An 18,408-nucleotide genomic window follows, 5' to 3' on the forward strand; every position below is an offset into this window, starting at 1 on the left:
AAATGTTAAGAATCTTCATTCATAGACCTGTACTTTCCACCGTAATTTCTATTATTATTTTAATATTAGGATTAATTGGTCTTACCACACTTCCAATTGAACAATATCCTGAAGTTGCACCACCAACTGTTCAAGTTTCTGCGAATTATTTGGGAGCAAATGCAGAAACAGTTTTAAATAGTGTCGTAACTCCTTTGGAAGAGGAAATTAATGGAGCAGAAGGAATGACTTACATGACTTCTTCTTCTAGTAATGATGGTTCTGCAAATATTACAGTGTATTTTAAATTAGGAACAAATCCTGATATTGCTGCTGTAAATGTTCAAAATAGAGTTTCTAAAGCAACAAGTAATCTTCCTCAAGAAGTAATTGAGACTGGAGTTACCACTGAAAAAAGTCAAACAAGTGCATTGATGTTTTTGTCTTTTTATTCTGAAAATCCAGATTTAGATGGAATTTTTGTTCAGAATTATGTGAAAATTAATGTTGTTCCTAAATTACAAAGAGTCGATGGAGTTGGACAAGTTACTGTTTTTGGAGCAAAAGATTATGCGATGCGAATTTGGCTTTCTCCTAAAAAAATGGCAAACTTCGGAATTACTCCTGAAGATGTTCAAAATGCATTAAACGAACAAAATATTCAAGCTGCACCAGGAAAAGTTGGTGAAAATGCCGATGGTGTTTTTGAATATGTATTAAAATATAAAGGACAATTTGATGAGGTTTCTGAATATGAAAATATCATTGTTAAAGCAGTTGGAAATAATTTTTTACGAATTAAAGATATTGCAGAAGTAGAACTAGGTGCTTTTAATTATGGAACGAACAATCAAGCAATGGGATATCCAAGTGTTGCGATTGGTGTTTTTCAAACTTCTGGTTCTAATGCGCAACAAATTATTTTAGATATTGAAAATATTTTAGAAGAAAGTCAAGCGGATTTTCCTACAGGAATTAAATATGTAATTCCTTATAATGTAAAAGATTTCTTAGATGCTTCTATGGACCATGTGGTTCAAACTTTGATTGAAGCTTTCTTTTTAGTTTTTATCGTTGTTTTTCTTTTTCTTCAAGATTTACGTTCGATTTTAATCCCAGCTATTGCTGTTCCCGTTGCAATTATTGGTACATTTTTCTTCTTGGAAGCTTTTGGTTTTACCATAAATTTATTGACACTTTTTGCTTTGGTTTTAGCAATTGGAATTGTAGTAGATGATGCGATTGTTGTTGTAGAAGCTGTGCATGCAAAAATGGAAACAACAGGAAAACCTCCTATGGAAGCTACTTTAGAAGCAATGAAAGAAATTACTGGAGCAATTATTTCAATTACTTTGGTAATGGCAGCTGTTTTCGTTCCAACTTCTTTTCTGCAAGGTCCTGCGGGAGTTTTCTATAAACAGTTTGCGATAACTTTAGCAATTGCAATTCTTATTTCCGCTGTAAATGCTTTGACTTTAAGTCCAGCTTTATGTGCATTATTCTTAAAAGATGTTCATAATTTAAAAAAGAAAAAAAATATTTTAAACCGATTCTTCGATCTTTTCAATCGATTTTTTGAATGGTGTTTAGAACTTTACCAACGAATTATTCATTTCTTATTAAAGAAAAAAGCAATTCCAATTTTTGGTTTATTTGTATTTATTTTTATTGCAATAATCTTATTTGTAAAAACACCTCAAGGATTTATTCCAACAGAAGATAGAGGAATAATTTTCGCAGATGTTACAATGCCTCCTGGAACAACTTTACACCAAACAGAAAAAGTTATTCAAGAATTAGATTCTATTTATAAATCCATGAATATTATTGAAGAAAGAATGAATATTACTGGATTTAGTCTTTTGAATGGTGGAAATGGAAGTTCTTATGCTTTTTCGGTTTTAAAACTTCAAGATTTTTCAAAACGGAAAAATGATAATGAAACTGTTGATGCAGTTGTAGGAGAATTATTTCAAAAAACATTTCCTATACCAAATGCTAGAATTCTATTTTTTACACCTCCAAGTGTACAAGGTTTTGGAAATGCAAACGGATTTGAGCTTAAAATTCAAAATAAAACAGGAACTGATGATTGGCAAAAAGTAAGTGAAGTTACAGATGAATTTCTATTAGCTTTAAATGAAAGACCAGAAATTCAATATGCAATTACAGCTTTTAATCCAAATTTTCCACAATACGAATTAGAAGTAAATGTAAATAAAATTAAAGATGCCAATTTAGATGTTCGTCAGGTTTTTGGAACACTTCAAGGATATTTAGGTGGATTGTATGTTTCTAATTTTAATAAATTTGGAAAACAATACCGTGTTTTATTACAAGCAAAACCTGAAGAAAGAGCAAAATTAGAATCGTTAAACTCAATTTTTGTAAATAATGGAGAAAATTCAGTTCCGATTACAGAATTTGTAAATTTTAAAAAGGTATATGGACCAGAAACAGTACAACGATTTAATTTATTGAATTCTGTTTCTGTGAATGGAATTCCAAATAAAGGTTATAGTTCTGGAGATGCTGTAAAAGTTGTAGAAGAAGTTGCAGCAGAACATTTACCTTCAACTTACGCTTACGATTATTCTGGAATTACTAGAGAAGAAATTGCAACAGGAAATCAATCTTTAATCATTTTTGCTCTAAGTTTACTTTTTGTGTATTTCCTTTTAAGTGCACAATATGAAAGTTATATTTTACCACTTTCTGTTATTTTTTCTTTACCAGTTGGAGTTGCAGGAGCAATCGGATTTATCAATTTTGTAGGTTTAGAAAATAATATTTATTTCCAAATTGCTTTAATTATGCTGATTGGTCTTTTAGCTAAAAATGCCATTTTGATTGTGGAGTTTGCAATTCAAAGAAGGAGACATGGAATGCCTATTGTGGAAGCAGCTGTAGAAGGATCAAAAGTTCGTCTTCGTCCGATTTTAATGACCTCTTTCGCTTTTATTTTTGGTTTATTTCCATTAGCTTTTTCTACAGGAGTTGGAGCTGTCGGAAATCAATCTATTGGAATGGCTGCTGTTGGAGGAATGTTTATTGGAACAGTTTTCGGAGTTTTTGTAATTCCTGTTTTATTTGTCTTGTTTCAAAGTTTGCAAGAACGATTTTCTAAAAAGAAATATGATAATCCTGAAAATGCTTAGAAAATGAGAAAAGAAATAAAGAAAATATTGGTGATTATTTTAGTTTCTGTTTTGATGACTTCTTGTTTTGTAGCAAAAACGTATGAACGACCAGAAATTGAAACAGAAGATTTATATAGAAATTTTAAAGAATCAGATTCATTAACAATTGGAACGATTGAATGGAAAGATTTTTTTAAAGACAAACATTTACAAAAATTAATTGATTCTGCACTTCATAATAATTTTGATATAAAAATTGCTTTAGAAAATGTATTGGCTGCTGAAGCCTATTATAATCAGGGGCGTTCTGGATATTTACCAGAATTAACTGTAAATGCAAATGGAAGTTTTTCTTTTATTTCTAAAAATGGACAAAATTCTTTTTTATCATCTTCAGGTGCTTTGTTTGAGCAATTTGAATTAAGTGGAAGTGTTTCTTGGGAAGCAGATATTTGGGGAAAAATTAGAAGTAACAGAAGAGCAACATTTGCTTCTTTTTTAGCATCGAATGCAGGATATCGTTTAGTCAAAACGAAATTAATTAGTTCTATTGCCTCATCCTATTATCAATTATTAGCTTTTGATGCACAATTAAAAGTAACAGAACAAAGTTTGGAAAATCGAAAGCAGAATTTGGAAACAATGCGAGTTTTAAAAGAAGCAGGTGAACAAACAGAAGTTGCAGTTTTACAAAGTGAAGCACAAGTTTATGAAGCAGAAGTGATGCTTTTTGAATTGACAAAAAACATCCAACTTTTGGAAAATACTTTAAGTATATTATTAGGAAAAAGACCACAAGAAATAGAACGAGGAACTTTAAATAATCAAGAAATTCCTACGGATTTGAAAATTGGTTATCCAGCACAATTATTGAGAAATCGACCAGATGTTGTACAAGCAGAATATCAATTAGTTCAAATGTTTGAGATGGAAAATGTTTCTAGAGCAAATTTTTATCCATCTTTTACAATTTCAGCTACAGGAGGATTTCAAAGTTTGGAATTTGATACTTGGTTTGATGTAAATTCGCTTTTTGTAAATATGGTTGCAGGATTAGCACAGCCAGTTTTTAACCAAAGAAAAATAAAAGCACAATATGAAGTAAGTCAAGCACAAAGAAGACAAGCATTATATAATTATAAACTAACAATTTTAACAGCAGGAAAAGAAGTTTCGGATGCTTTGTTAGAATATGAAATAGAATCAGAGAAATTAATTTTGTTAGAAAAAGAAGTAGAAGTTTTGAATAAAGCTACAGAATATTCAGAAGAATTATTGATTTATGGTTTAGCAAATTATTTAGAGGTATTAACTTCTAATAATTTAATGCTCACCGCAGAATTGAATAAAATCAATACAGAATACCAAAAAATAAATGCTATTATTACATTATATCAAGCGTTAGGTGGAGGAAGTTTATAAACTTAATTCTTAGAGAATTATGATATTTATAAAATCTATCGTATGTTAAGTAAATATTATGAAAAAAAGTGAACTAATTAAAAATTAGTTTTATAAATTTGCATCAAACAAATTACGGAGGAAAGATTTGAACTGATTGCAACCTCATAAAAAAAACGCTAAAGCAGTATGATTTTACTTCCTTTAACGACCAATCAATTCAAATCTTACTTATTAATTCAATTTAAAAAGAGAATAGATAACTATGTCATATTTTTTTACTTCAGAATCTGTTTCTGAGGGACATCCAGATAAAATCGCTGACCAAATATCAGACGCATTAATCGACAATTTCATGGCTTTTGATCCGAATTCAAAAGTAGCATGTGAGACTTTAGTTACTACTGGACAAGTAGTTTTAGCCGGAGAAGTGAAATCTAAAACCTATTTAGATGTTCAGAATATTGCAAGAGAGACTATTAAAAAAATAGGATATACGAAGAGTGAATATAAATTTGATAGCCATTCTTGCGGAGTTTTTTCTGCAATTCATGAGCAATCAGAAGATATTAATAGAGGAGTAGATAGAGCTTCAGAAGAAGAGCAAGGTGCAGGAGACCAAGGAATGATGTTTGGTTATGCAACGAATGAAACAGAAAACTACATGCCTTTAGCCTTAGATTTATCTCATTTATTATTAAGAGAATTAGCTGAATTACGTAGAGAGAATAAAGAAATCACTTATTTAAGACCAGATGCAAAATCTCAGGTTACAATTGAATATGGTGATGATAATAAGCCTTTAAGAATTGAGGCAATTGTTGTTTCTACACAGCATGATGAATTTGATACGGATGAGGAAAGAATGTTAGATAAAATCAAAGAAGATATTATCAATATTTTAATTCCAAGAATCAAAGCAAAATTACCAGCAGAAATTCAAGCTTTATTTGGTGATGATATTAAATATCATATTAATCCAACTGGAAAATTCGTAATCGGTGGACCACATGGAGATACAGGATTGACTGGTCGTAAGATTATTGTTGATACTTATGGAGGAAAAGGAGCACACGGAGGTGGAGCTTTTTCTGGAAAAGATCCAAGTAAAGTAGATCGTTCAGCAGCTTATGCAACACGTCATATTGCTAAAAACTTAGTTGCAGCTGGTGTTGCTGATGAGGTTTTAGTACAAGTTTCTTATGCGATTGGAGTTGTAGAACCAATGGGAATTTATGTAAATACTTATGGAACTTCAAAAGTAAATTTAACTGATGGTGAAATTGCAGAAAAAGTAGAGCAAATTTTTGATATGCGTCCTTTTGCAATTGAAAAACGTTTAAAATTACGTAATCCAATTTATTTAGAAACGGCTGCTTACGGACATATGGGAAGAAATTCTGAAGTGAAAAATGTAACTTTCACAAGTCCAACAGGAGAAACTGTAACAAAAGAAGTAGAAACATTTACTTGGGAAAAATTAGATTTTGTAGAGCAAGTAAAAGAATCTTTTAGTATCTAAGAAATACAAACAGATAGAACAAAATAAAAATCCCATTCTCAGCAATTTGAAAATGGGATTTTTTACTATAAAAGAAAATTCGATTTTATTTTTCAATTACTTGATATCTCCAACCGAAAATGTCTTCTGCTTTATTCTGTTGAATTGCAGTTAATTCTTGTTTAAACATAGAAGCATAGCTGTTTTCTACAACAGGTAATTCGTAATCTTTTTCTTGATATCCGAATCCTTTAATTGGATTAATAACAGCAGCAGTTCCAGTTCCGAACATTTCTAAAAGTTCTCCTTTTTGAGCAGCTTCTACAATTTCCTTCACTGTAACATTTTTTATTTCTACTTCAATACCTTTATGCTCTGCTAATTTAATGATACTTTTTCTAGTAATTCCATCTAAAATTCTATCATTTGTTGGAGCAGTAATTAATTTGTCACCAATACGGAAGAAAACATTCATTGTTCCTGCTTCTTCTAAATATTCGTGATTACAAGCATCTGTCCAAATAATTTGTTGGTATCCTTTTTCTAAAGCTAATTGTGTTGGATAAAATTGTGAAGCATAGTTTCCTGCTGCTTTAGCAAATCCAACACCACCGTTTGCTGAACGGCTAAATTTTTCTGCGAATAAAACTCTTACTTCTCCTGCATAATAAGATTGTGCTGGAGAACAAATAATAAGAAATTTATAAGATGTAGATGGAGAAGCAGTCACACCTGATTCTGTTGCAATAACAAAAGGACGGATGTATAATGAACTTCCTTCTTCTTTACGAATCCACTCTTTATCTAAAGTTAAAAGTTTATTTAATCCTTCGAAAAATAAGTTTTCAGGGAAAGCTGGCATTGCAAGTCTTTCAGCTGAAATATTTATACGTTTATGATTATCCGCTGGTCTGAATAACCAAATTTTATCTTCTACATCTTTATACGCTTTCATTCCTTCAAAAACAGCTTGTCCATAATGGAAAACCTTTGCAGATGGATCTAATGAAATTGGTCCGTAAGGTTTAATCTCTGGATTTTGCCATTTTCCATCTTTATATTCACACTCAAACATATAATCTGTGAAAACTTGACCGAAAGATAAATTGGAAAAATCGACTTCAGAAATCTTTGATTTAGCTATTTTTTCAACATGAATGTTGGTAGGAGTATTCGTTGTCATAAAGTTGTGTTTATTAGTTGCACAAAAATAACTAAATAATCATAAATTTTAGGCCAAATTTAAGTTATATTCTTCTTTTAGGAGATAATTAAGATTTTTATCTTTGCAATATTTTTAATTTTAAAACGAAAAAAATGAAAAAAAGCATTTTATTCCTAAGTTCAATTTTGCTTCTTGCAGCTTGTAACTCAAACAAGTCGGAGAATAATAAAAATGAAACTCCAGTAGAAAAAACACAAGAAGCTCCTAAAAAAGAAGCATTTTTTGGAGAGAAGATTAATACAGATGGAACAATTTCTCAAGCTGCAATGTTTGAAAAATACAACAATTTAAAAACTGGTGATACAATTGATGTGAAATTTAGTTCTATAGTGAAATCAGTTTGTAAGAAAAAAGGATGTTGGGCAAAAGTTGCTTTAGATGATAATACAGAAGCGATGATTCGTTTTAAAGATTACGGATTCTTTTTACCATTAAATTCGGAAAACAAAGAAATTACTGTAAACGGAAAAGCATTCGTTACTGAAATTTCTGTTGATGAATTAAAACATTATGCAAAAGATGCTGGGAAATCTGAAGATGAAATTGCAGCAATTACAGAACCAAAAAGAACATTAGCATTTGAAGCTGATGGAGTAATTTTAAGAAACTAATGAAGAACTTTTTTCAGTTATTAATCATTTCTCTTTTCTTTATTTCTTGTAAAGAAGAAGTAAAAAAAGAATCAATTTCGGAAGAAGCTTTGTCAGAATTTGAAATGTATCAACCTTCAGATATGGCTTTGCTTATGCGAAATATGTTGGAAAAACACCAAGTTGTAAAAGAACAAATTTTAAAAGGTGAAGTTCCAACTGTTTTTCCGAAAGTTTATTTAAATATTCATACAGCAGAATTGACAACACCTTCAGATAAGGATGACGAATTTGATTCATTTGCGAAAATTTACATCGAAAATGAAAAGAAATTATACAATTCTACAGCAGAAAATGTAAAGGAAAATTATAACATGGCTGTTCAAACGTGTATTGCTTGTCATAAAAGAAAGTGTTCAGGACCAATTCCTAGAATCAGAAAACTTTTAATAAAGTAGATTATTTTGGAGAGAAAGATTATTAAGACGGGAGATGGATCTACAACAATTCATATTCCAGAATGGAATGAACAATACCATTCAAAACATGGAGCAATTCAAGAAGCATATCATGTTTTTATCAAACATGGATTAGAAATTTGTAACTTAGATGAAATTTCGATTCTTGAAATTGGTTTTGGAACTGGGTTGAATTGTTTTATAACGTATTTAGAAAGTTTAAAAAATAATAAAAAAATACATTATACTGGTGTAGAAGCTTATCCTGTTGCAAATTCTATCGTTTTTGAATTAAATTATCCTGAAATATTAGAAGCTGAAAATATTGCTTCTATTTTTACGAAAATTCATGCTGTTTCTTGGAATGAAAAACAGGAGATTTCAGAAAAATTCGATTTAGAAAAACAAGAAAAGAAGTTTCAAGATATTTCAGTTGAAAATACTTTTGATTTGATTTATTTTGATGCTTTTGGAGCTAGAGTTCAACCTGAATTATGGACAGAACAAATATTTGAAAAAATGTTTAAAGCTCTTAAAAAAGATGGAATATTAGTAACTTACTCTGCAAAAGGAAGTGTTCGTAGAGCAATGCAAGCTGTAGGTTTTTTAGTTGAAAAACTTCCTGGACCTCCAGGGAAAAGAGAAATGTTAAGAGGAATAAAAAGTGATATAAAATGAAATTTGGAAGAATGAACCAGAGAAAACAGCCGAATAATAAACGTTTAATTTTATTATTGGCACTTTTGGCAATTATTATATACTTACTGTTCAACGCAGATAGTTTAATAAAAGCTTTCTTTGGGAAGTAATTTTAAAAAGAAAAAGGTATTCTTCATAGTTAAAGAATACCTTTTTTTATATTTTGAATTTTAAGAAAGTTTATTTCTTAAAAACATTGTCAACATCTTTCCATGCCCATTTTCCAACAACTGTTCCTTTTTGAAGTTCGATTACTCCAGGATTCGAACGAATGATTGTTTTTAAAGTAGTTTCATCTGCAAATAAGAAATTAAAAGGTAAATCATAATCTTCTTTAATTTCTAAAGTTTCCTCTGATGGACTTGCTGAAACTCCATAAACATGATATCCTTTTTGAATTGCTTCATCAGCAATAGGTTTAATTTTTTCAAAACCTTCAAAATCGCTATTATAAATATCATAAGAAATAACAAGTAACACTTTATCTTGATTTAAAATGGTTTCAGTTAAATCTTCTTCCTCAGTTTCTAAAGAGAAATCATGAATTGGCGGTTCTTCTGTTGAACCAGGAACATATGTCATTCCTTCAGTGATATTTTTACCAATTGCATAAGGTCTAAAATCGATAATTGGTAAATGATTTAATACATAATAAGTAATAAATAAAGAACCAACTAAAGAAAGGAAAGTTACAATTCTGGCAAAACCTTTTCCAAAAAGAGGTTTAATATGTTTTACTCCTGCAATTAAAATGATATTAAATACAATTAAAATAACATTTTTATAGAAAGTTCCCCAAGTAGATAGTTTTACTGCATCACCAAAACATCCGCAATCTGTTACTTTATCATAATAAGCCGAATACCAAGTCAAGAAAAGGAAAATCAGCATTAAAATAAATAAACTCCAAACCGTAAACTTTCGCAAATATCCTACAAGTAACATGACTCCAAGAACCAATTCTGCAACAATCATAATGATGGAGAAAGGTAAAGCATAAGGAATTAAAAATTCTAAATCTAAAACTTCAGAGCTAAAATATTCTTGGAATTTGTATGAAGATCCAAGAGGATCAACCAATTTTACAAATCCAGAAAAAATAAAAGTTACTCCTACTAAGAGTCTTGCTAAATGTACTAGTATTTTCATGTTTAATAGTTTTATTTATTTTCTTCATGTAATATTAAGGCAAAAACAGCATAATTTATCATGTCTTGATAATTTGCATCAATTCCTTCAGAAACGATTGTTTTACCTTTATTATCTTCAATTTGTTTTACTCTTAAAAGCTTTTGTAAAATCAAATCCGTTAAAGAACTAATTCGCATATCACGCCATGCTTCCCCATAATCGTGATTCTTATTTTCCATTAATTCTTTTGTGATTTTAATATGCTTATCATATAATTCTGTAGCTTCTTCTGTATTTAAATCAGGAGCATTTGCATAGCCTTTTTCATATTGTACTAAAGCCATCACAGAATAATTGATGATTCCGATAAATTCGCTCACTTCTCCTTCATCTACTTTTCGAACACTACTTTCTTGTAATTGTCGAATTCGCTGCGCTTTGATAAAAATTTGATCTGTCAAAGAAGGAAGTCTTAAAATTCTCCAAGCACTTCCATAATCAGACATTTTATTTATGAATAAGGATCTACACTTTTCGATTACTTTATCGTATTGTTCTGATGTATTTTGCATATAGCTTTAATTATTTCCGTAAATTTCGGACAAATTTAAGGATTATAAAAATATAAGTTTTTCATAAATGAAGAAGATAGCAGTATTTTGTGGAGCAAGCCAAGGTTTTAACACAATTTATACAGATGTAGCAAAAGAAGTAGGAAATTATTTTGCAAAAAATGATATTGGATTAGTATATGGTGGAGGAAAAATTGGTTTGATGGGAACAGTTGCAGATGCTGTTCATGAAAAAAATGGTCATACGATTGGAGTAATTCCTGAAATGTTGCGTCATGAAGAAATTATTCATGATAAAGTTTCTCAAATTATTGTGACTAAAACAATGAGCCAACGAAAAATTGAAATGAGTAAATTAGTGGATGGTTATATTGCTCTTGCAGGTGGATTTGGAACTTTAGATGAAATTTTTGAAGCATTGACACTTGGTCAACTTGGGATTGAAGAAAAACCTGTAGGATTTTTAAATACAAATGGATTTTATGATGCAATGTTAGAACAATTAGATTTGATGGTAAAAGAAGGATTTCTTCGTCAGCAAAACAGAGATATGGTTTTGGTGAGTGATTCTTTGGAAGATTTAATTGAGAAAATGTATGCATATAAAGCTGAAAAAGTAAGTAAAGTAATTGATACTGCTGTAAGAAAAGAAAAATGAGAAGCATTAATTGTAAAGGAAAATTAATTGATTTGAATTCTCCAATTGTGATGGGAATTTTAAATTTAACTCCAGATTCTTTTTATGATGGAGGAAAATATAAAGATGCAGAAGCAATTCTTTCACAAGTGAAAAAAATGTTAGTGGAAGGAGCGACAATTATTGATATTGGAGCATATTCATCACGTCCGAATGCAATACATATTTCTGAAGAAGAAGAAATAAATCGAATTGTTCCAATTGTAAATCTTTTAGTGGAGAAATTTCCTGAAATTATTATTTCGATTGATACCTTTCGTAGTAAAGTTGCGGAAGTTTGTTTGGAAGCTGGAGCAGCAATTATCAATGATATTTCTGGTGGAGTAATGGATGATGAAATGTTAGATGTTGTAGCAAAATATGATGTACCTTATATTTTAATGCATATGAAAGGAACGCCACAAACTATGCAGAAAAATCCTACTTACGATAATTTAATTAAAGAAATTACTTTTTATTTTTCTGAAAAAGTTAAAAAAGCCTTAGAAAAAGGTGTAAATGATATTATTTTAGATGTTGGTTTTGGATTTGGAAAAACGATTTCACATAATTATGAATTATTGAAAAAAATGCGACTTTTTGAATCATTTGAATTACCTTTATTAGTAGGTGTTTCAAGAAAATCAATGTTGTATAAACCTTTAGGAGGAACTGCGCAAACTGCTTTAAATGCAACAACTGTTGTAAATACTTTGGCTTTAGAAAATGGTGCTTCAATTTTGAGAGTTCATGATGTAAAAGAAGCCGTTGAAGCGATTAAAATTTGGGAATTATATAATCAAAACTAAACTTTATGAAACTATTTCGTTTTTTAATTCTTGTAATCTTTTTTACAAGTTGTTCTAAAAAAGAAATTAAACTTCCTTTAATTGCTGAAAAAGGACAGGAAGAAATTTTAAATCACTCACAAATTTGGTTTTTCTTCGAAGAGAAAGGACAAGATACTTTGGTGAGTTTGAATAAAAATAATTTGATAAAATCTACAAACTGGGTTTTCAATATTGATAAGCGTTTTACTTTAAAGCAAATTTTCAAAGATTTAGAAAAGTATAAAACAAAGCATTTTGAAGAAGGAATGCATGAAGTAAAAGATAGTGTTGGAAATTATTTTAGTTATGCGAATTCAGAAGATAATAAATTGAGTTTTTTGAATTTTACGAATACAAAATATACGAACACAAAGAATTCTTTTGAAGATTTGGTGAAAACAAGATTGGATTCTAATTTTTATCAAGTTCCAGTTTTAATTGATAGAAAAGAAGTTTCGATTCAAAATAAAAAGATATCGGAAGAAGCATTTAAATCAGAATTACAATTAATTTTAGATAAAAACCCAACAAAGAAAAAAGCAAAGATCTCTTTATTTTTTGAAGAAAATATTTCTTACGATAGATATTTAACTTTTAAAATATATACAGATAAGTTTGCAAAAGTTGGAACAGAAATAAATGAAACAGAATTTATTTTAGAATAAAAACATAAAATATAAAAAAAGCATTTCTTTAATTATTTAAAGAAATGCTTTTTGTTTAATATAGTAAGAAAGAAATAAATCCAAGTAAGATAAACCCAAGCATTACAAAGAAAACATAAATAATATTTAGAAGAATAAACTTCATTAATGTTTTAAAAATACTTTGTTTATAATATCGTTTCATCGCTATGAAAAGATACACTAAGAAAATTGCATAAGGAATAAATCCAGCTCCCCAAGTTGAAACAATTTCAATAAAAGCAAAGAGAACTAAAGAGAGAAACAACATTGTTTGCGTATGAAAAGCAAAAACAAGATGTTCCATGTAATATCTATCCCGCCTCATATAAAAGAGTTTTAGATATAAAGCAAAAAATGGCAAGAATAGAAATAAAAACAAGGAAGCGTATGACATTACTTTTTGTACTAAGGAATCTAAATTTTTCCCATGTGTAAAATTATAAGCATCTTGCATTTTATGATACACAAAATTATTAAATCGTGTATCTTCCATTTCCATTTCTTTTAGACCTTCTTGACTTTTTTTATCAGGATGTGCTTTGATATAATCATAAAACATACTGACATGAAATTGGTCTTTTTTATATTTTAAATCGTTTCTGTCAAAAGCTACATTATCTTTTTTAACATCTATATTTTTAGATTGTAATTCATGAAAAAAACCTTCATTTAAAGCTTTGATATTTTCACTTTCAAGAAAACTAACAAGAATAAAATAGATAATACTTACGCTGAAATAAAACTTATATGGATTTACAAAACGAGCTCTTTTTCCAGAAACATATTCTTCTGTAATTTTTCCTGGTTTTGTGATAAGATAATAAAGCGATTTCCAAAGTTTTGCATCATATGCAATAATACTTCCTAGAAATTCTAAGATTAATCGTTTAAATTTTAATTTGCTTTCAATATTTTTTTGTCCGCAATTGGCACAAAATTTATCGTCAATTCGAAGTGGATGTCCACAATTTAAACAATGTAATTCTAATTTTTTCTCTTTAATTTTTTTCTTAGGAAGAGGAATATTTACTTGAGATACTTTTCTTTTGACTTTGAGAAGTTTAAGTAATCTTCTATTTCGTTTCATGAATTTAGTTAATAGCGCCTTTGACTATAAGCTGAAATGTTGGGATTTTTACTTCAAAATTTTGAGTAGTAGTAAAATTTATCATCTCAAAATACCCCTTCATTGCGCCTATTGTAGATGTCAAAATACAATGGGATTTGTAGGTGAATTTTTCTTTCGGTTTTAAAATTGGTTTTTCTCCGATTACTCCTTCGCCATTTATATCTTCAATTTCATTTAAAGAATCAAAAACTTTCCAATTTCTTCGTAGTAGTTGAACTGTGTCATTACTTTGGTTTTCGATACTTAAACGATACGAAAAGATATAGTGCAATTTATAATTTCTATAAATTGTACTTTCAAATTCTGTCTTAACAGAGATTTTAATACCATTTGTAACTTGAAAAACCATATCGTTATAAAAACACAATTTCTGTTCAAAGATAGGAATTTCTAGGTTAACTAATTTTGAAATCTTTCAGAATTTGTTAGTCCCATTCCTATTACTCTTGTATAGCGACTTCCGAATTGGTGATAATAAACAATTACACGATATAAATTATTGGTTTGATAAAAAGATCCATCAATTTCATGGTTGTTTATCAGTCCGTTTGCATCAATTACACTATAACGATAATTATAAAATCCTTGTTTCATTTCCATATCCAATTCATACAAACCAGAATCAGAATTATAAGTCATTTCATTTATATAATTATGTTTCCAACTATTAAAAGCACCACTTACATAAACTTTTTTGTTTGGATCTAATTCTCCATCCGTATCTAAATAAAAATGAACTGTAGAATAATCCGCCTCAACACTTGCATCTTCTCCATCCAAAGTACGGATAACAAAATTACCATTTATGCCCGGATAATATGTGTAAGGTTTATATCTCCTCTCTTTGTCCACATAAAGATACGTATTATATATTTCAGAACCTCTTTCCGAACGATGAATATTTGCAGTTCCGATACGGATTTCTTTAGAATCAAAGTATAAAAATTCATTATTTCCCCAAAAAGAAGATTCTTTTCCATATTTATAGAGCATTTGAGTTCCTCTATAATATTGTGGTGATAAATTTGTAATTGCAGTATTCCAATCATCATTTTGAAGAATCATGGTTTTGATTTCCAATTTAGGATTGTTGATGTTTAAGTTCGGATGATCAATGATAAATTGTACATTTTGTTTTTCTTGAATATATGTAACATCTCTAGATTTTTGAACTGTAACACCGACAGTTACTCTTGGTTCATAAACAATAAATCTTTTTTCAAAAACTGGATTTTCATCTTCATCCATTACTGTAATTACATAATTTCCACTAATTAAAATTACCATATTATTATTCGGAATCGTAACTTCATAATGTGTGTAATCTTGAAGTGTATTAAAAGAAATTTCAAAATTTCGAATTCGATCTTCAGAATAACCATCCAAATATTCCGTTAAAGAGATATTTGTCGGTTGCCAATTAAAATCACAATGTGTTATTTTATAGAAATAATCTTTATTATCCGCGTTTAAATCATCAAATGATAGCTTAATTCGTTCACCAAGCTTAATAATTGGTGTATATTGATTCGTAGCTACAGGTCGTAAAATTGCCGTTCGAATATTTTCTGGTAATGGTGCATCTAATAAGTCTTGTGCATATAATCCATTGAAAAATAAATAGATGAAGCCAAAACATAAAATTTTTATGGAACGCATATAATTTTAAATTTTTAGTTAGAAATCATGTAATAATACTACAATACAAACGTAAAATTACTAAAATCTTATGCAATAAGTTTGTAATAAGTTCATAAAATTTATTTAGAATAATTATAAATAAGGATTTTAATACTTATAAAAGAGGTCAAAAATTGATATAAAAAATTGAAATTGTATAAATTTGCGTGGTTTTTAAAGACAATTAATTCAAATATAAATATGTCACAAGACATTCGAATCAGAAAAGGCTTAGACATTAAGCTGAAAGGAAAGGCTGAAAAAGTAATTTCAGACGCACCACGTTCGAAGGACTTCGCCATTAAACCAACAGACATTCAGGGAGTTGTTCCAAAACTTAATGTAAAAGTTGGTGATACAGTAAAAGCAGGTAGTCCGTTATTTCATTCAAAAAATAACGACAAAATTAAATTCTTATCACCTGTAAGTGGAGTAATTTCGGAAGTAGAAAGAGGTGCTAAGCGTAAGATTTTAGCGGTGAAAATCGTTTCAGATGCTAAAAACGAGTACCACGATTTTGGTACAAAAAATCCAACAAATCTTTCAACTGCTGAAGTAAAAGAATACTTGCTAGAGGGAGGATGCTGGCCATTTATCAAACAACGTCCATATGACATTGTTGCAAATCCAGCTGACGAGCCAAAGGCAATTTTCATTTCAGGAATTAATACTGCTCCATTAGCAGCAGATAATTCTTTTGCTTTAGAAGATGAAAAAGAAGCATTTCAAGTTGGAATTGATGCGCTTACAAAACTAACTACTGGTAATATTCATTTATCAGTTGACGGTAATTCAACATCATTTTTTAATAATGTGCAAGGAGTTACATTACATAATGTAACAGGAAAGCATCCAGCAGGAAATGTTGGGGTACAGATTCACAAAATCAACCCAATAAACCAAGGTGAGCGTGTTTGGACAATTGCACCACAAGATGTTGTTGTAATTGGAAGACTGTTTTTAACAGGTAAGTATGATGCTACAAGAACAGTTGCTTTAGCAGGTTCAGAAGTAGACATGCCAAGATATCACAAAATCACACAAGGTGAAAATGTTGCTGAATTATTAAAAGGAAAACTTTCTTCTGATAATGTTCGTGTAATTAGTGGTGATGTATTAACTGGAACTTCTATCGGAAAAGATGGATTTTTTGGTTTCTATGACAATCTAATTTCTGTAATTCCTGAAGGAAATTATTATGATTTCATGGGATGGTTACCATTTACTAAGAATAATAAATTTAGTATGTCTAAATTATTTTTCTCTTGGTTATCTCCAAACAAAGAGTACGTTTTAGATACAAACCTTAACGGTGAGGAGCGTGCTTTAGTAGTTACAGGAGAGATGGAAAAAGTAATGCCAATTGATATTTATCCAATGCAATTATTAAAAGCTGCAATGATTGGAGATATCGAAAAAATGGAAAGTTTAGGTATTTACGAAGTTGCCCCAGAAGATTTTGCTTTAATTGATTTTACAAATACTTCTAAAATTGAAGCACAAAAAATCATCCGTGAAGCTTTAGATATAATGATTAAAGAAGTTGGATAATGAATTTTTTTAGAAAAACACTAGACAAATATAAACCTCTTTTTGACAAAGGAGGAAAATATGAAAAGCTTGGTCCAGCATTCAACGGATTTGATACTTTTCTTTTCGTTCCAAATCACACAACAAAGACAGGAGCACATGTTCGTGATGGTGTAGATTTGAAACGTGTAATGATTACAGTTGTTGCTGCGTTAATTCCAGCAATGATTTTTGGTATGTGGAATGTTGGTTATCAATATTATTACCAATTAGATCCAAATAATATGCCTGGAATGATGGAATTATTAGGGTATGGAGCTTTAAAGTTCTTACCAATGGTAGTTGTATCATATGTTGTAGGTTTAACAATTGAGTTTGCTTTCGCTATTTATCGTGGACACGAAATTAACGAAGGATACTTAGTATCGGGGATGTTAATTCCTCTTATTATGCCAATTGATTTACCATTATGGATGTTAGCAGTTTCTGTTGCTTTCGCTGTAATTATTGGTAAAGAAGCATTTGGAGGAACAGGAATGAATATCTTAAATCCAGCATTAGTTGCTCGTGCATTTGCATTCTTCTCTTATGCTCCATTTATGTCAGGAGATAAAGTTTGGGTAACAAACGCAGGAGTTGATGGTGTAACTGGAGAAACTATTTTAGGTTCTTTAGCTGCTGGTGAAAGCGCTGGATATTCAGTTTTAGACATGTTCATGGGATATATTCCAGGTTCTGTTGGTGAGACTTCAGTATTGATGATTCTTATCGGAGCTGCTTTATTATTATTCACTGGTGTTGCTAGTTGGAGAGTAATGTTAGGAGCTACAATTGGTGGAGCTGTAATGGGATTAATTTTTAATGCTATTGGAGTGAATGCTTTAATGGATTTCCCTTGGTGGCAACACTTATTAGTTGGAGGATTCGCTTTTGGAGTTGTATTCATGGCTACAGATCCAGTTTCTGCTGCACAAACAGTAAAAGGAAAATGGATTTATGGATTCTTCATCGGTTTATTAGCAATCATGATTCGTGTATTCAACGGAGCTTATCCAGAAGGAATGATGATGGCTATTTTATTAATGAACGTTTTTGCTCCAACAATTGATCACTATGTAATTGCTGGAAACATCAAACGTAGAAAGAAAAGATTAGAAGAAAATTTAAAAGCAGCATAAATC

Annotated in this window: 17 protein-coding genes; 11 read left to right on the forward strand and 6 right to left on the reverse strand. The window is 29.9% G+C overall.

The features are described 5' to 3' along the window. Positions 1–2: 2 nt before the first annotated feature. The 3 genes from I1A51_RS14340 to metK all read left to right on the forward strand — a co-directional run bounded on the left by I1A51_RS14340 (position 3) and on the right by metK (position 6,042). Positions 3–3,137: an efflux RND transporter permease subunit gene (locus I1A51_RS14340; RefSeq protein ID WP_196895082.1), complete on the forward strand. Its 3,135-nt coding sequence runs from the start codon at positions 3–5 to the stop codon at positions 3,135–3,137. Between the two features lie 3 nt (positions 3,138–3,140). Next, positions 3,141–4,541, forward strand: coding sequence for an efflux transporter outer membrane subunit (locus I1A51_RS14345; RefSeq protein WP_196895083.1), 1,401 nt, complete (start codon positions 3,141–3,143; stop codon positions 4,539–4,541). Positions 4,542–4,785: 244 nt separating this feature from the next. Further along, entirely contained in the window at positions 4,786–6,042 is a 1,257-nt protein-coding gene (gene metK / locus I1A51_RS14350) for a methionine adenosyltransferase (protein WP_196895084.1), read from the forward strand. Positions 6,043–6,127: 85 nt separating this feature from the next. On the opposite strand, the gene I1A51_RS14355 is transcribed toward metK, so the two are convergent. Next, positions 6,128–7,204 (reverse strand): branched-chain amino acid aminotransferase, encoded by a 1,077-nt coding sequence (locus tag I1A51_RS14355; RefSeq protein WP_196895086.1) that lies wholly within the window; start codon positions 7,202–7,204, stop codon positions 6,128–6,130. A gap of 134 nt (positions 7,205–7,338) precedes the next feature. Between I1A51_RS14355 and I1A51_RS14360 the strand changes: the two genes are divergently transcribed. The 3 genes from I1A51_RS14360 to mnmD are packed head-to-tail and all read left to right on the forward strand — an operon-like array spanning position 7,339 to position 8,972. Then, complete coding sequence (locus I1A51_RS14360) at positions 7,339–7,857, forward strand: DUF4920 domain-containing protein (RefSeq protein ID WP_196895088.1); 519 nt, start codon at positions 7,339–7,341, stop codon at positions 7,855–7,857. Next, positions 7,857–8,294: a hypothetical protein gene (locus I1A51_RS14365; RefSeq protein ID WP_196895090.1), complete on the forward strand. Its 438-nt coding sequence runs from the start codon at positions 7,857–7,859 to the stop codon at positions 8,292–8,294. The genes I1A51_RS14360 and I1A51_RS14365 overlap by 1 nt, the downstream gene beginning before the upstream one ends. A gap of 6 nt (positions 8,295–8,300) precedes the next feature. Beyond that, entirely contained in the window at positions 8,301–8,972 is a 672-nt protein-coding gene (mnmD, locus tag I1A51_RS14370; RefSeq protein ID WP_196895092.1) for a tRNA (5-methylaminomethyl-2-thiouridine)(34)-methyltransferase MnmD, read from the forward strand. 201 nt (positions 8,973–9,173) lie between these two features. Here mnmD and I1A51_RS14375 read toward each other — a convergent pair whose 3' ends face one another. Both I1A51_RS14375 and I1A51_RS14380 read right to left on the reverse strand, forming a co-directional pair. Then, positions 9,174–10,142: a BT_3928 family protein gene (locus I1A51_RS14375; protein WP_196895094.1), complete on the reverse strand. Its 969-nt coding sequence runs from the start codon at positions 10,140–10,142 to the stop codon at positions 9,174–9,176. Between the two features lie 11 nt (positions 10,143–10,153). Next, positions 10,154–10,696 carry a DUF1599 domain-containing protein gene (locus I1A51_RS14380; protein WP_196895096.1) on the reverse strand — a complete coding sequence of 181 codons (543 nt, stop codon included), beginning with the start codon at positions 10,694–10,696 and terminating at the stop codon, positions 10,154–10,156. 67 nt (positions 10,697–10,763) lie between these two features. Here I1A51_RS14380 and I1A51_RS14385 point away from each other — a divergent pair, with 67 nt between their 5' ends. From I1A51_RS14385 to I1A51_RS14395, 3 genes are read left to right on the forward strand one after another with little or no spacing between them, the layout of a single operon-like run. Further along, the gene (locus I1A51_RS14385) at positions 10,764–11,354 is read left to right on the forward strand and encodes an LOG family protein (RefSeq protein WP_196895098.1); all 591 of its coding nucleotides are present in this window, start codon (positions 10,764–10,766) and stop codon (positions 11,352–11,354) included. Further along, complete coding sequence (gene folP / locus I1A51_RS14390; RefSeq protein ID WP_196895100.1) at positions 11,351–12,181, forward strand: dihydropteroate synthase; 831 nt, start codon at positions 11,351–11,353, stop codon at positions 12,179–12,181. The genes I1A51_RS14385 and folP overlap by 4 nt, the downstream gene beginning before the upstream one ends. A gap of 5 nt (positions 12,182–12,186) precedes the next feature. Next, positions 12,187–12,867: a hypothetical protein gene (locus I1A51_RS14395; protein WP_196895102.1), complete on the forward strand. Its 681-nt coding sequence runs from the start codon at positions 12,187–12,189 to the stop codon at positions 12,865–12,867. Between the two features lie 55 nt (positions 12,868–12,922). Here the strand turns inward: I1A51_RS14395 and I1A51_RS14400 are convergent, their stop codons facing one another. From I1A51_RS14400 to I1A51_RS14410, 3 genes are read right to left on the reverse strand one after another with little or no spacing between them, the layout of a single operon-like run. Then, positions 12,923–13,975 (reverse strand): DUF3667 domain-containing protein, encoded by a 1,053-nt coding sequence (locus tag I1A51_RS14400; RefSeq protein WP_196895104.1) that lies wholly within the window; start codon positions 13,973–13,975, stop codon positions 12,923–12,925. A gap of 4 nt (positions 13,976–13,979) precedes the next feature. Beyond that, entirely contained in the window at positions 13,980–14,366 is a 387-nt protein-coding gene (gene apaG, locus I1A51_RS14405; protein ID WP_196895106.1) for a Co2+/Mg2+ efflux protein ApaG, read from the reverse strand. Positions 14,367–14,416: 50 nt separating this feature from the next. Then, the gene (locus I1A51_RS14410) at positions 14,417–15,676 is read right to left on the reverse strand and encodes a type IX secretion system plug protein (protein WP_196895108.1); all 1,260 of its coding nucleotides are present in this window, start codon (positions 15,674–15,676) and stop codon (positions 14,417–14,419) included. Between the two features lie 222 nt (positions 15,677–15,898). Between I1A51_RS14410 and I1A51_RS14415 the strand changes: the two genes are divergently transcribed. Together I1A51_RS14415 and I1A51_RS14420 are read left to right on the forward strand one after the other, a co-directional pair. Continuing rightward, entirely contained in the window at positions 15,899–17,248 is a 1,350-nt protein-coding gene (locus I1A51_RS14415; RefSeq protein ID WP_196895110.1) for a Na(+)-translocating NADH-quinone reductase subunit A, read from the forward strand. Beyond that, positions 17,248–18,405, forward strand: a complete 1,158-nt coding sequence (locus I1A51_RS14420; RefSeq protein ID WP_196895112.1) for an NADH:ubiquinone reductase (Na(+)-transporting) subunit B — start codon at positions 17,248–17,250, stop codon at positions 18,403–18,405. The genes I1A51_RS14415 and I1A51_RS14420 overlap by 1 nt, the downstream gene beginning before the upstream one ends. Positions 18,406–18,408 lie beyond the last annotated feature (3 nt).

This window comes from Aureivirga marina (assembly GCF_015767265.1).
In the GTDB taxonomy this organism is placed as follows: Bacteria; Bacteroidota; Bacteroidia; order Flavobacteriales; family Flavobacteriaceae; genus Aureivirga; species Aureivirga marina.

Coding starts and splice junctions, on each gene's coding strand:
- I1A51_RS14340 (WP_196895082.1), top strand. CDS start 3: ATGTTAAGAATCTTCATTCATAGACCTGTACTTTCCACCGTAATTTCT.
- I1A51_RS14345 (WP_196895083.1), top strand. CDS start 3,141: ATGAGAAAAGAAATAAAGAAAATATTGGTGATTATTTTAGTTTCTGTT.
- metK (WP_196895084.1), top strand. CDS start 4,786: ATGTCATATTTTTTTACTTCAGAATCTGTTTCTGAGGGACATCCAGAT.
- I1A51_RS14355 (WP_196895086.1), bottom strand. CDS start 7,204: ATGACAACGAATACTCCTACCAACATTCATGTTGAAAAAATAGCTAAA.
- I1A51_RS14360 (WP_196895088.1), top strand. CDS start 7,339: ATGAAAAAAAGCATTTTATTCCTAAGTTCAATTTTGCTTCTTGCAGCT.
- I1A51_RS14365 (WP_196895090.1), top strand. CDS start 7,857: ATGAAGAACTTTTTTCAGTTATTAATCATTTCTCTTTTCTTTATTTCT.
- I1A51_RS14375 (WP_196895094.1), bottom strand. CDS start 10,142: ATGAAAATACTAGTACATTTAGCAAGACTCTTAGTAGGAGTAACTTTT.
- I1A51_RS14380 (WP_196895096.1), bottom strand. CDS start 10,696: ATGCAAAATACATCAGAACAATACGATAAAGTAATCGAAAAGTGTAGA.
- I1A51_RS14385 (WP_196895098.1), top strand. CDS start 10,764: ATGAAGAAGATAGCAGTATTTTGTGGAGCAAGCCAAGGTTTTAACACA.
- folP (WP_196895100.1), top strand. CDS start 11,351: ATGAGAAGCATTAATTGTAAAGGAAAATTAATTGATTTGAATTCTCCA.
- I1A51_RS14395 (WP_196895102.1), top strand. CDS start 12,187: ATGAAACTATTTCGTTTTTTAATTCTTGTAATCTTTTTTACAAGTTGT.
- I1A51_RS14400 (WP_196895104.1), bottom strand. CDS start 13,975: ATGAAACGAAATAGAAGATTACTTAAACTTCTCAAAGTCAAAAGAAAA.
- apaG (WP_196895106.1), bottom strand. CDS start 14,366: ATGGTTTTTCAAGTTACAAATGGTATTAAAATCTCTGTTAAGACAGAA.
- I1A51_RS14410 (WP_196895108.1), bottom strand. CDS start 15,676: ATGCGTTCCATAAAAATTTTATGTTTTGGCTTCATCTATTTATTTTTC.
- I1A51_RS14415 (WP_196895110.1), top strand. CDS start 15,899: ATGTCACAAGACATTCGAATCAGAAAAGGCTTAGACATTAAGCTGAAA.
- I1A51_RS14420 (WP_196895112.1), top strand. CDS start 17,248: ATGAATTTTTTTAGAAAAACACTAGACAAATATAAACCTCTTTTTGAC.